The organism is Vibrio sp. AK197 (assembly GCF_053903115.1).
Genome location: NZ_CP096429.1, coordinates 1,115,416 through 1,127,500, shown reverse-complemented (window position 1 = coordinate 1,127,500; position 12,085 = coordinate 1,115,416). Strand labels below are relative to the sequence as shown.

General features: G+C 44.5%; 13 protein-coding genes. 9 read left to right on the top strand and 4 right to left on the bottom strand.

Going from position 1 to position 12,085, the window contains the following annotated elements:
- Positions 1-276: 276 nt before the first annotated feature.
- The 6 genes from M1D72_RS05040 to M1D72_RS05015 all read left to right on the top strand — a co-directional run bounded on the left by M1D72_RS05040 (position 277) and on the right by M1D72_RS05015 (position 6,096).
- Positions 277-1,536 carry a carbohydrate porin gene (locus M1D72_RS05040; RefSeq protein WP_456294760.1) on the top strand — a complete coding sequence of 420 codons (1,260 nt, stop codon included), beginning with the start codon at positions 277-279 and terminating at the stop codon, positions 1,534-1,536.
- Positions 1,537-1,630: 94 nt separating this feature from the next.
- Positions 1,631-2,584: an alpha/beta hydrolase fold domain-containing protein gene (locus tag M1D72_RS05035; protein ID WP_456294759.1), complete on the top strand. Its 954-nt coding sequence runs from the start codon at positions 1,631-1,633 to the stop codon at positions 2,582-2,584.
- A gap of 316 nt (positions 2,585-2,900) precedes the next feature.
- The gene (locus M1D72_RS05030) at positions 2,901-3,206 is read left to right on the top strand and encodes a PTS sugar transporter subunit IIB (protein WP_456294758.1); all 306 of its coding nucleotides are present in this window, start codon (positions 2,901-2,903) and stop codon (positions 3,204-3,206) included.
- A 191-nt stretch (positions 3,207-3,397) separates the two neighbouring features.
- Positions 3,398-3,703, top strand: a complete 306-nt coding sequence (locus M1D72_RS05025; RefSeq protein WP_456294757.1) for a PTS lactose/cellobiose transporter subunit IIA — start codon at positions 3,398-3,400, stop codon at positions 3,701-3,703.
- 30 nt (positions 3,704-3,733) lie between these two features.
- Positions 3,734-5,167 carry a 6-phospho-beta-glucosidase gene (locus M1D72_RS05020; protein ID WP_390194097.1) on the top strand — a complete coding sequence of 478 codons (1,434 nt, stop codon included), beginning with the start codon at positions 3,734-3,736 and terminating at the stop codon, positions 5,165-5,167.
- Positions 5,168-5,265: 98 nt separating this feature from the next.
- Complete coding sequence (locus M1D72_RS05015; RefSeq protein WP_456294756.1) at positions 5,266-6,096, top strand: helix-turn-helix domain-containing protein; 831 nt, start codon at positions 5,266-5,268, stop codon at positions 6,094-6,096.
- Positions 6,097-6,127: 31 nt separating this feature from the next.
- Here the strand turns inward: M1D72_RS05015 and M1D72_RS05010 are convergent, their stop codons facing one another.
- Positions 6,128-7,087, bottom strand: coding sequence for a LysR family transcriptional regulator (locus M1D72_RS05010; RefSeq protein WP_456294755.1), 960 nt, complete (start codon positions 7,085-7,087; stop codon positions 6,128-6,130).
- A 223-nt stretch (positions 7,088-7,310) separates the two neighbouring features.
- Here M1D72_RS05010 and M1D72_RS05005 point away from each other — a divergent pair, with 223 nt between their 5' ends.
- Positions 7,311-7,619, top strand: coding sequence for a DUF1330 domain-containing protein (locus M1D72_RS05005; protein ID WP_390194103.1), 309 nt, complete (start codon positions 7,311-7,313; stop codon positions 7,617-7,619).
- Between the two features lie 54 nt (positions 7,620-7,673).
- Complete coding sequence (locus tag M1D72_RS05000; protein WP_456294754.1) at positions 7,674-8,195, top strand: NAD(P)H-dependent oxidoreductase; 522 nt, start codon at positions 7,674-7,676, stop codon at positions 8,193-8,195.
- A 70-nt stretch (positions 8,196-8,265) separates the two neighbouring features.
- Here M1D72_RS05000 and M1D72_RS04995 read toward each other — a convergent pair whose 3' ends face one another.
- Both M1D72_RS04995 and M1D72_RS04990 read right to left on the bottom strand, forming a co-directional pair.
- Positions 8,266-9,705: a sensor histidine kinase gene (locus tag M1D72_RS04995; RefSeq protein ID WP_456294753.1), complete on the bottom strand. Its 1,440-nt coding sequence runs from the start codon at positions 9,703-9,705 to the stop codon at positions 8,266-8,268.
- The gene (locus M1D72_RS04990; protein ID WP_456294752.1) at positions 9,695-10,420 is read right to left on the bottom strand and encodes a response regulator; all 726 of its coding nucleotides are present in this window, start codon (positions 10,418-10,420) and stop codon (positions 9,695-9,697) included. The genes M1D72_RS04995 and M1D72_RS04990 overlap by 11 nt, the downstream gene beginning before the upstream one ends.
- A 173-nt stretch (positions 10,421-10,593) precedes the next feature.
- Here M1D72_RS04990 and M1D72_RS04985 point away from each other — a divergent pair, with 173 nt between their 5' ends.
- Positions 10,594-10,896, top strand: a complete 303-nt coding sequence (locus tag M1D72_RS04985; RefSeq protein WP_456294751.1) for a hypothetical protein — start codon at positions 10,594-10,596, stop codon at positions 10,894-10,896.
- Positions 10,897-11,001: 105 nt separating this feature from the next.
- Here the strand turns inward: M1D72_RS04985 and M1D72_RS04980 are convergent, their stop codons facing one another.
- A complete protein-coding gene (locus M1D72_RS04980; RefSeq protein WP_456294750.1) occupies positions 11,002-11,985 on the bottom strand; it encodes a hypothetical protein in 984 nt (327 codons plus the stop codon).
- Positions 11,986-12,085 lie beyond the last annotated feature (100 nt).

The window sequence follows — 12,085 nt, the reverse complement described above, 5'->3', positions numbered from 1 at the left end:
CTTTTTTTCTTCCATCCTACCCGCAATAATCGACAATAAAATGTGCAACATAGGTTATCAAAACACCATTCATTGTGGCGCAAAATACTCTCAAATAACTGGCCAAGTGAAATTATTATCCACCTGGGCTGTTATTTATTATGTATGGTTTTATTGTTATTTTCTATTTTTAGGTATGAATCAATTTTTCCATTTACTCTGAGACTTAGTACAGAGTTTAATAACGTATAAAGCTTAATACATATCAAGTGTAATAAATAACACGGAGTGTATTAAATGAAAAAAAAGTTCTGTTTTGCAGTAGCGGCTACCGCTATTGCTTCTTTCTCTACCATTGCTGATGACAGCATTAATTTTCATGCCTACGGTATGGTGGCAGGTAATTTCGAGCAAGACCTCGGAAAACCGAAAAACTTGGCTCTACATATGGATCCAACTGGTCCTAACCAAGATCCGCGTGGCAAAATGGGGGAACTTGGCAACAATTATTGGCATGACTATTTTGTCTCACTGGCGATTAACAAACGCTGGGATGATATTGTCGATCCGGGTCAATGGGCTGATTTTACTTATGAAGTCGTCGGCTACGGTGACAAAGGCGTGGAAACCGCACAGATGTATGTACAGTTTGGCGGGCTCGATTTTATGCCACAAGATACCAAGCTATGGGCGGGCCGCCGCTACACCGGTGAGCGGATTGGTATTTTGGCGTACAACATTCGTGAAGTAAATGTTGATTCAGGTGTGGGTTACCTAGGAGAAAATGTCGATATTACCGTTGGTTACAACCAAATTGATTGGTCATCGGAAAATGCAATCGAAGCGGCTGAAGGTTCCCGAAATTTGCTCGATGTCGCCTACCGCCTAGGAAATTACGAGTTTGGTGGCACGTATGTTCATGAGCTTGACGACCCGATAAGAAATAATCCACGTGATGCATTTAGCGTATTTGGCAAGTACACCTTTGGTTCTTATTTTGGCTTGCTTGATGGGCAATCGGTGATTGAAGCGCAAGCCGGACGCGGAGTCATCGCGCAATATCTCAATACCAATCGTATTAGTGCACTCAGTGAGGAAAAAGACATATCGATGCGCCTAAGTATGTTTGGAACTGTCTATGATTATCGTGGATTGAGTATTGAATCCGCGCTGATTTATGAATACACCGACCGAGATGAAGATGCCAACCGTATGACTTATATTCGCGATACGGGCTACGGTGGTATCGGAGAGTATGGCAGCGCGACTGAGACCGGGATTTTTGCTGCGGTCAATGTGAAGCAGCCTTTAACGAATAATATTTCTCTTCATTATGAAGCGGTTGTCAATAATACCACCAACAAAGATGGTCGTGATGGAGCGACTGGCACTATGTATAAATTGGCTTTTGGACCCGCGATTCAACTTAAAGCAACTCGTTGGGCTGCACCGGTAACGGACATTACGGTCTCGTATGTGGGAGGCGAGCAAGAATTAACGAATCTTGACACTAAATCAGAATGGGTATTTGGCTATCGGGCGCAAATTTGGTTCTGATCATTTAAGGTTTGAAATAACAATAAATAATGACATTAGTTCTTAAGACGATTTTCTAATAACGACAATTTTTTGCAAGAAAGGTATGAATATCATGAAAATTAAGCAGGTACTTTTACTCGCAGCGACGCTCTCTACTGCTTTTTCGAGCATTGCTGCCAATTCAGACAGTAAGGAGCTCTCGGTTGAGATGAGCGTGCCGCCAATTCGTCTGAATTCAGATTTTGTTTATGCGCAAACCTTTAATAATATGGGTCGACCCATCAATTTATCGATGGATGTGATCCAGCCGTTTTCTAAAACGCCTTTGCCTGCGGTTCTATTTGTGACGGGCGGAGGTTTCATGGACGCGCCCAAAACCAAATTTATTGGCCAGCGTGTTGATATGGCTCGCGCTGGCTATGTCGTGGCGAGTATTAATTATCGTGTTGTACCGATGGTGACATTCCCAGGTATGCTTGAAGACGTCAAATCTGCGGTGCGCTATATGCGTGCAAATGCTAAAAAGTTTGGTATTGATCCTTCTCGTATCGCGGTGATGGGCGAGTCTGCTGGTGGGTATCTCGCTGCAATAACGGCAACCACCAATGGGATGCATGAATTTGATAAAGGGGATTACCTTGACCAAAGTAGTGATGTTCAAGCTGCCATTGACCTTTATGGGTTATCAGATCTCACTCGGGTTGCCGCGGATTTTTCGAAAGAACGCCAGAAAAAACATCAATCGCCCGCGATTCCCGAAGCCATGCTGGTCAATGGGATTCCATTCCAAGCTGGCGGCTCAATACAAAGTGATTTAGACAAAGCCGCAAAAGCCAATCCCATCACTTATATTTCTAAAGCAACGCCTCCGTTTTTGCTCATGCACGGCGATGCTGACCCAATTGTGTCGCCTAGTCAGACACAAATTTTACATCAAGCGTTAATCGAGAGCGGCGTCGACTCCACTCGTTACGTGGTAAAAGGAGCAGATCATGCGGGATTTCTTTGGTATCAACCTGAGATTATGGACGTCATTATTCAGTTTCTCGATGAGAAATTAAAGTAAATATTGAAGTCAGTTAATGTTTAATCGGGTAGATATTAACGCCATCAATCAATATGTGTTGGAATAATGTTTACCTTAAACAATTAACGGATAATAAATTAAATTTAAGTCAATTTATTTATCATAATTTAAGGTTTTATTTTGATACTTGTATAATTTATCTTACTTTGGTAAGTATTGTTAAATAAGCCAAATATTGTCATTTCCATATAAGGTTTTGAGAATTTTATCACAGACTTTAATGACATTGATATATAAATTGGAACCGGTTACATTTTGCTAAAAAGCCAATAAAAATTTAAAAAAGGTAAAGACGATGACAAAAATTTTACTCTGCTGCGCCGCTGGTATGTCTACCAGCATGGTCGTCAAAAAAATGAAACAAGCTGCCGATTCAAAAAATCTGGAAGTAGACATTCAAGCCGTTGGTTTAGATGAGTTTGACGCGAACCTTGATAACTATGACTGTTTTCTACTTGGCCCACAAATTAAGTACAAACTTGGTGATTTTAAAGTAAAAACGGATGGTGTTGGTAAGCCAATTGCGGTCATTAATCAAATGGATTATGGCATGATGAAAGGCGATAAAATCCTTGATGATGCACTCGCCATGCTCGGTTAATTGCTTTCTTATTTATTAATAAAATCACATATTAATTTTATTAAATTATAATTAGGGCTTCTGGTGATGAGAAGCTCTTTGACCAAGCTTTAACCTTCTTAATCGATAAATTAATACTAAGAAGGTTATTTAACTTATTTTAAATTCTGGAATTTTATTACTTTCGGAATGCGTTTATTGTCGGAGTGAATATGGATCTCGAATCAACGGTAATGGAATTAATTATTAATGCTGGCGAATCCAAAAGTTTAGCGATGCAAGCATTAAGCAATGCCAAAAAAGGCCACTGGGATGAAGTGGATGAGTTACTCAAGCAGTCAACAGAAGCGGCGAAACGTGCTCATGGCGTGCAGACGGAACTGATTGGATTAGATGAAGGGCAGGGGAAAGTCCCGGTGAATCTGATCATGGTTCACGCTCAAGACCACATCATGACATCGATGTTAGCGCGTGAATTGATTGAAGAGCTTATCGACATGCATCGCAAGCTTAGCTAGTCATGCTGCACAACCAAAGAGAGAGTTTTCATGAGCAACACTTTTCCAAATAACTTCTTGTGGGGAGGCGCCGTCGCCGCCCATCAAGTTGAAGGGGGCTGGGATCAAGATGGTCGAGGTCCAAGTATTATGGATGTTCTGAGCGGTGGTGCGGTTGATAAAGACCGTATTGTGACCGATGGTGTCCAAGACGATGTATTTTATCCAAACCATGAAGCCATCGACTTTTATGGGCGCTATAAACAAGATATCGCTTTGTTTGCGGAGATGGGATTCAAATGCTTTCGTACATCCATTTCGTGGTCCCGTATTTTTCCAAATGGTGATGAAGTCGAGCCAAATGAGAAAGGCCTGCAATTCTACGATGATCTGTTTGATGAATTGTTAAAGCACAATATCGAGCCAGTCATCACCCTCTCGCACTTTGAGATGCCTTACCATCTGGTGAAGGAATATGGAGGTTGGCGCAGTCGTCAGGTCGTTGATTTCTTCGTACATTACGCAGATACCGTCATGAGGCGCTACAGCGGTAAAGTTAAATACTGGATGACGTTTAATGAGATCAACAACCAGAAAAATTACGCGTATCCGCTGTTTGGTTATGCCAACTCTGGTGTGATTTTCAATGATGACGACAAACCTGAGCAAACCATGTATCAAGTCGTGCATCACCAATTGGTCGCCAGCGCGCAGGTAGTGGCGCTTGGTCATCAAATTAACCCTGAGTTTCAAATTGGGTGCATGATGGCATTTATTCCGATCTATCCATATTCCTGTGCACCAGAGGATGTGATGTTTGCGAATCAATCGATGCGTGACCGATTCTTGTTTGGGGACGTGCATGTCCGAGGACAATATCCAGCCTATATTCGCGAAGAGTGGCGTAAAAAGGGCTACGAAATTGTAATGGAGCCAAATGATGAGCGTATTTTAGCCCAGGGCTGTTGTGATTACGTCGGTTTTAGTTACTACATGTCCGTTGCGGTTTCGGCGACCGAAAAAGGTGAAAGCAAAGGCTTAACCGGATTCCCAGGTAGCCTCGATAATCCTTACGTTAAAGCATCGGACTGGGGCTGGCAAATTGATCCCGTGGGACTTCGTTATTCGTTGAACATGCTTTATGAGCGTTATCAAAAGCCATTGTTTATCGTTGAAAACGGGTTTGGAGCCATTGATAAAGTGGAGAGTGATGGCTCAATCAATGATGACTATCGAATAGCGTATCTTGAATCACATATCAAAGAGATGAAAAAAGCTGTTGTCGAAGACGGTGTTGAGCTTTTGGGGTATACCCCTTGGGGCTGCATCGATTGTGTGTCGTTTACGACCGGCGAATATAAAAAACGTTACGGCTTTATTTACGTGAATAAGCATGATGATGGCTCTGGCGATCTTAGCCGCGCGAAGAAGAAAAGCTTTAACTGGTATAAGCAGATTATTGACACCAACGGGCGTGACTTATAACTCAAGGTTAAACCCGACCTAACCAGTGTGGCAGAACGTTGTCGGCACTGGTTACCCTCTAACCGTTAGCTCAACCTATTAGGCGGATGATGATGAATTTGAACACTCAAGATTTTGCGATTAACGCCCACACGCCAATCAAAATCGAATCTCGCACGCCGCAGGAGTCGTTTCCAGAGCACTCACATTCATTTGAGGAGATTATTATTGTTTCTCAAGGCTATGGTACCCATGTGTTAAACGATGTGCCGATGAATCTGAGCAAAAACTATGTGTGTTTTGTCAATCAAGGTGATAAACACTTATATGAAAATGTGAGCGGCTTAAACTTAAATAATGTGCTCTTCGATCTTAAGAGCTTACCCGCTTCGCAAGCGCTGCTGGATTATCTACCACTGGGTGACGCACAGCCAAAAAGTTGGTTTATCAATGATGCGAGCTTAGCGCGTGTTAAATCATTGCTAGAGCAAATTCATTGGGAGTCGACGGTGCGCACTCCGGAAACTGACCTTAGCATTCGCTCACTGTTTACTCTGTTATTGATTGAATTGAAACGTGGTCGTGTATTATCGATTAACGGTCGAGACAACGCTGAAAAAACGTTAGCGGTGATCGCGCACCTAAACCACCATTTTGATCAACCTAACGATCTGGAGTCAGTGGCTGAGCGTGCGCAAATGTCAGCGAAAGTTCTGGCGCAAAATATTAAACGCCTCACCGGCATGCGTTACAATCAATACCTCAATTATGTTCGCACCAGTAAAGCGATGGAAGCATTACTGTATTCGGACAAATCCGTCACTGACATCGCGTTCGATGTTGGCTTTCAAGATAGCAATTACTTCTCGACCAAATTTAAACAAGTCTTTCAGCGTACGCCAATGGCCGCACGCTACGATATTGCACTCAAAAATTCCCGCCGTCATTAGGTTAGTATTAACTTAAGCCGTATTAAATCAATTAAGCAGGATATTGATACTGGCTTAATTGACTGAGCGGATAATGCAAATTCTTATCTTGTTTAAACGCTTCAAGAAGATAGTCAATGGTGACACGTACTCGCGGGGCGATAAGGGCGCGATGTGGGTACTGAATAACCAGTTCGAAAGAGCCCGGGTCATAATGGCTCGCGAGAACAATATGCAGTTCGCCGCGCTCTAAATATTCAATGGCATTGTGCATCGCGACTTGGGCGATACCGACCCCAGATAACGCCGCTTGCAGCGAGGCTTCAGGGGCCGATAAAGTCAGTACAGCAGGCGTGGGCTCGAAGTTAATGATGCTCCCATCTTGGTTTAAAAATCGCCAAACGTTGACTTTACCGCCGAGAAATCGGCGCGCTATTAATCTATGTTCGCAGAGTGCATCCGGTGATTCGGGCGCACCATTTTGCGCTAGGTAGTGGGGGGAGGCCACCAAGAGTGTACTGAGATGGCTGACAGGTCGGGTGATTAAAGAGGAATCAACAATATGTCCGCCCCGAATGGCAATATCATAGCCGTCACGCACCAAATCTGTCACTCGGTCATCAAAGTCAACGTCCACCGACAAATGAGGATAGCGATTGAGCAGTTCAGGTAGAACCGGAAGCAGACATTCTTTGCCAATAGCTGCGCTGGTCGAAATTCTAACGTGACCGCTGATCTCCTGTTTCGTCGCAACCAAACTGTCTACCGCATTTTCAAGTGTATCCAGTGCACTGCGCGCATGACTTAAAAAGGCTTCGCCTTCTTCGGTTAGGTTAACTTTACGCGTGGTGCGGTTCATCAAACGAACATCAAGCGCCTGCTCTAGGCTGGCGATATTTTTGCTGACAGCGGCGGGGCTGATTGATAGCTTTTTCGCCGCTGCCGTGAAGTTTCCAGTGTCTGCTGCTTCAACGAACGAAGCGATAGCGCGTACGTGCTGGGAAATTTTCATAACTTGCTGTTCCAAATATCAATGATATACGCATCATTATTAACGTTAAGTTGATTAATGTTCAACTATAACCTCAATTAACATTACAAATGTTTAGCGGCATAATTCTGTGCTGGCCGGCACAATTCGATGCGGGGACGGTCGCTGGTAAAAGCGAGGTGTTTTGTGCAAATCGACTCAAAAATGGCCCTCTCTGAAACGGGTATTAGTTAGGAGGCATTGTATGCAAGGTGGTAAACCGGCTTATTTCATGTTTGATACCAAAGTGACCGACTCTGAAGCGCTCAAACCGTATTTGGAGCAAGTCGCGGGTACGTTGACTGTATTTGGCGGAAAACTATTGATTGCCGCTGGTGGGCATATCGACGTGGTTGAGGGGAAACCGCCACAAGGTGGTGTGGTGATGCTCGAATTTGACAGCATCGAAAAAGCCAATGCCTGGTATCACTCTAGCGCGTATCAAGCGATTATTTCACACCGGTTAGCAGGCTCACAGGCTAACGCTTGGTTGCTTGAAGGTCTCGCAAAATAATGTTTGTTGCAGCGAACGAATTAAAATTATTAATTATTAAATGGGGAAGTCTCTATGAAAACGTTGGTTATTGTTTCTCATCCTTATCCTGAAGCGTCAAAAGCAATTAAATCGTTGCAAGAAGCCGCTTTGTCCGTTGGTGATGTGACGGTCCGTAATTTGGAAACACTTTACGGTACAGATACGAGCAAGATTGATGTTGTGGCCGAGCAAGCGGCTTGTGAAGGTGTGGAACGCATTGTGTTTATGTATCCAACGCACTGGTTTAACTTAACCCCAATGCTGAAAGAGTACTTGAATGTGGTTTGGGCGTTCGGCTGGGCATTTGGCCCTGGCGGTGAAGCGCTCAAAGGCAAAGAGTTGCTGGTTGTGACAACGGCAGGTGCCAGTGAGCACATGTATTCACAGCAAGGTCTGATTGAAAGCACAATGGAGGAAGTGTTGACGCCGATGAAAGCGTGTGCACTGTATGTAGGGATGTCATACGCGAAGCCCCAAGTGTTCTTTGACTCTATGGAACTGTCCGAAGAACGCGTTACTGAACTCAAAGCCACCATCACTGAGCGCTTAAGTTAACCTTGTTCATCGGCAACCTCATCGAGACGTTGCCGATGAACTGTTTAGCTGAACAAGCGACAGGCAAACCCTACTGCGCTAAATGAATCGTGGCTTTCAACCCTTTCGGTTGATTGGCTTCTAGGCGTAACTCACCGCCATACTTACTGGCTAAAGATTGAGTAATCGCCAAGCCAAGCCCAATATTTGATTGCTGAGTATTACGCGCGTTATCCAACCGGACAAATGGCTTTAATGCCTGCTCGTGATGCTGTGGTTCAATACCGACACCGGTATCAACCACACTGATCGATAATCTATTCGACGTTACAACGACTTCGAGTGAAATAGAAGCGTCATTGCCAGCATACTGAGCGGCATTATTCAGCAAATTTTCAACCATACGTTTTAAGTTAATAACTGGAATCGCCCCCACAGCATCGTTAGGGCAGCGCAATGTAATCTCAATCCCTTGCTGCTGGTAGTGATGGCAGATAGCGTTAAACCACGGATAAAGCTCGGTGCGTTGACAGGTTTCAGGTTGCGCATCTTGTTTTGCAAAGCGCAGTGTCTCGCTGAGCATCTTATCCATGGTCTCAATATTATTAAGAATTTGCTGGCGATCCTCATTCTCTTCAAGAAATTCGGCTCTTAGTCGTAGACTGGTCAACGGTGTTCGTAGATCGTGGGAAATGGCAGCGAGCAGTTTTGTTCGCTCATCGATGTATTCGGTCACTTGATGCTGCATCTGGTTAAAAGCGTTGATGGTGGGGGTGAGATCTTGAGGAAGGTTGTCATTGTTCACTTCTTGAACTTGCTTGGTATGCGCGAATATTTGCGCGGCGTTACCCAGTTGGCGAATGGGTTTAAGGGCGCGGCGGATAATCATCAGTGAAACCAATACCGTTAGCAGCATGACGCAAACCAAAGTCAACAAGACACTGCGAGACCAATGGGCCGCACTCTTTTCAACGCCGGATGAAAAATTGAGCCACTGTTTGGCAACCAGTACTGAGCCATTGATGGTGGCGCTGAAACTCCTTGGGCTCAGCATTAAGTGGTGCCCGTTCGAAGCGCGATTATCCATCATCGAATTTGTGCCCATCATTCGCTGATGCATTGTTGCCATATTTTGTTCATCAAGGGACATTAAAGGCGCGTCAGGCGACGCGATCAGTGTGATGTTTGCTTGAGGATACCCTGCTTGATTGAGGGCTTGTATTACGTCGTTTTCCATCCCACTTAACGAATTTTGAGCGGCGACTTTTGGTGTTTTCGTGAGTGATAGTTGCAAATCTGAGCTAGCACTGGCGTCAAGCAACGTTCGGTGCAGTGAGTCGGGCGTTTGCTTTAGTGTATCGGCAATCGATACCACACGTTGCAGCGCTCGGGAAACCGAAAGCTTATTCAGACTTTGCGATTTGTCGTATGAAAGCAGATAGAGTGACAGAACAAAACTGATCACAAAGCCGACAAGCACGATAATCCCGATTTGGTAAATCAGTTTTTGGCGAAGATAGTTAGTTATCATGACGCACTTGGCAGCTAAATTGATAGCCGCCACCCCAAATGGTTTTAATGAATGTTGGGTGCTTAGAATCGAGTTCTATTTTTTTTCTTAAGCGGCTAATTAATGTGTCTATGGCGCGATCGTAAACATTGTCTCCTCGGCCTTGAACCAGTTTGAGCAAATCGTCGCGGCTTAATACGGCGTTAGGGTGACTAACAAAGGCCAGTAACATCGCAAACTCACTTGAGGTTAAAGGCGTGAGTTCGCCTTTGGGTGACAGTAATTCTCGACGCGTGACATTGAGATGCCACTGTGCAAAATAGTAGTCACATGGCGTATTGGTTTGCGATTCGATGCTCGGAATAGCGAAATGGCGACGCAGTACCGATTTAATCCGCGCCAGCAGCTCTCGAGGGTTAAAGGGCTTGGCGATATAGTCATCAGCACCAACCTCAAGGCCAATAATTCGGTCAATGTCTTCACCAAGCGCGGTCAGCATAATAATCGGCAAGTTGGTTTGACTTCGAACCTCTCGGCACAAAGTAATGCCGTCTTTGCCTGGCAACATGAGATCGAGAATCATGAGATCAAATGAGTGCGCCGCTAAGCGTTGGTGCATTTCAACGCCCTCACTTGCTGTGACAACGTCTAAGCCATGCTGGCGTAAAAAACGCTGTAGCAAGTCGCGAATTTCCTGATGATCATCGACAACCAAAATACGATAAACTCTCTCCATTTCAACCTCATACTGCTCTCGTCTCTCTCTATCTTATACATAACCTTGCTAAATGTGTGACAAAGTTTGTCAAAGCGAATAAACGGCAATATTTGTCATAAAACAAAATCGTTGCGACACACATTTCTTCACGTCTCATGCTGTAATCAACTTAGGTTAGAAACGGGAGAATAATGATGAAAACATTAACTAAAACGGCCTTAGTTGCTGCTGTCGCTGTCGTATCGACAGGCGTTTATGCACATATGAATGCTGCAGGCCAACGTGGTGACATGGGCAATGTACAAAGCGGGCAGATGATGCATGGTGACTGGAAAGCGATGCAAGAGTGGCATGAAAAGATGCAAAATGATCCGCAAGCTCGAGAAGCTTGGATGGCGAATCATCATAATGGCGCTCAAATGAATTCGGCTCAAGGCATCCACTGTCCAATGGCAGGGCAGCCAAGCTCTGGTCAAGCATCATCAAACCAGTAATCACTGGACCAAAGATAATATAAAAGGGAGACATGGCCAGTCTCCCTGATATTTGAATCGCTACGTTATGTATATAGCAAGCTCGCGATAGGGATTAACGCATTCTTACGCGACGGCGTAGTCATCGACATTGTTCATCAGCAGTTGGTAGCTGGCATCAGAGCCATACGCCGTGACAGCAAAGTAATCTTCGGCGCTGAGATCAATATCTAAGCCATCCAGATAGGCGTATTGAGCGTCACTCAGTGCCGTCACGTCGATATCAATGATGCTGTCAGCAAACTCAACCTGTGCATTTGAGACAATCAAGCCAAATGTATCATCACCATTGGCGGCAAGCTGTTGCTCAGTGAGCGGCAATTCGACTGTTGAATCTTCGGCGTTGAGCCACTCGACATTGGCAAAGTCCAAGGCGATGCTATCAGCAAAGAGCGCGATTTCGTCAAATCCGTCGCCGCCATCAATAAACCGCGTCATGTCTGCTGAGTCTGCACTGTTGAGATCGAGAACAAAACGGTCATCGCCAGCGCCAAGGTCCACGGAGAATTCGGTCCAATGAGTGTTACTTTGCTCTGAGCTGGCGCTAAAGGTTACGGTATCGTCACCGTTACCTGTTGCGATGGTATAGAGATTGCCCCAATTACCGCTGTTACTGTATGACGCTACGTTCAAATCCACGTTTTGTTCAAAGCTACTGAGATCCACATTTCCCCGTTTTGCCCCGTTAATATTGAGGGTAAAGGTGCCCCACCACGCGTCAACGTTACTCAATGCAATATTGACGTCAACAAAGCCTTCAACGTTCATTTCAGTGGTTTCGCTGATGTTATATAACCCAGTATCGCGAATGAAGAGTTCTTTAAGTCCTTCTCCATTCCATGGACCGTGATTGGTCACATTGACACCAAAAGCGCCAATGTCCGAGATGTTTTGAATGAAAGCAGACACGTGTTCGGTCTCGAATTTGAAGTTTTCATGCATGTAATAGGCAACGCTATCAAATTCCCAATCAATCATTTGTCCATTGAACTGGCTAAGGTTGGCTGCGGAACCTGTGCCATCGGTATTCGTAGAACCAAAAATAACCATAAAATTGTCCTTATTGTATTCTCTTAACGTACAGTGAAACCTCACTGTGATTCACTGGTGATATAAAATGGGCGAGAATAGTAGTCAAAATAAGATAAAA

What these genes read in the sequence shown, in the direction of transcription:
- M1D72_RS05030 (WP_456294758.1), top strand. Translation starts at nt 2,901, where the DNA reads ATGACAAAAATTTTACTCTGCTGCGCCGCTGGTATGTCTACCAGCATG.
- M1D72_RS04980 (WP_456294750.1), bottom strand. Translation starts at nt 11,985, where the DNA reads ATGGTTATTTTTGGTTCTACGAATACCGATGGCACAGGTTCCGCAGCC.
- M1D72_RS05035 (WP_456294759.1), top strand. Translation starts at nt 1,631, where the DNA reads ATGAAAATTAAGCAGGTACTTTTACTCGCAGCGACGCTCTCTACTGCT.
- M1D72_RS04990 (WP_456294752.1), bottom strand. Translation starts at nt 10,420, where the DNA reads ATGGAGAGAGTTTATCGTATTTTGGTTGTCGATGATCATCAGGAAATT.
- M1D72_RS05000 (WP_456294754.1), top strand. Translation starts at nt 7,674, where the DNA reads ATGAAAACGTTGGTTATTGTTTCTCATCCTTATCCTGAAGCGTCAAAA.
- M1D72_RS05040 (WP_456294760.1), top strand. Translation starts at nt 277, where the DNA reads ATGAAAAAAAAGTTCTGTTTTGCAGTAGCGGCTACCGCTATTGCTTCT.
- M1D72_RS04995 (WP_456294753.1), bottom strand. Translation starts at nt 9,705, where the DNA reads ATGATAACTAACTATCTTCGCCAAAAACTGATTTACCAAATCGGGATT.
- M1D72_RS05020 (WP_390194097.1), top strand. Translation starts at nt 3,734, where the DNA reads ATGAGCAACACTTTTCCAAATAACTTCTTGTGGGGAGGCGCCGTCGCC.
- M1D72_RS05025 (WP_456294757.1), top strand. Translation starts at nt 3,398, where the DNA reads ATGGATCTCGAATCAACGGTAATGGAATTAATTATTAATGCTGGCGAA.
- M1D72_RS04985 (WP_456294751.1), top strand. Translation starts at nt 10,594, where the DNA reads ATGATGAAAACATTAACTAAAACGGCCTTAGTTGCTGCTGTCGCTGTC.
- M1D72_RS05010 (WP_456294755.1), bottom strand. Translation starts at nt 7,087, where the DNA reads ATGAAAATTTCCCAGCACGTACGCGCTATCGCTTCGTTCGTTGAAGCA.
- M1D72_RS05005 (WP_390194103.1), top strand. Translation starts at nt 7,311, where the DNA reads ATGCAAGGTGGTAAACCGGCTTATTTCATGTTTGATACCAAAGTGACC.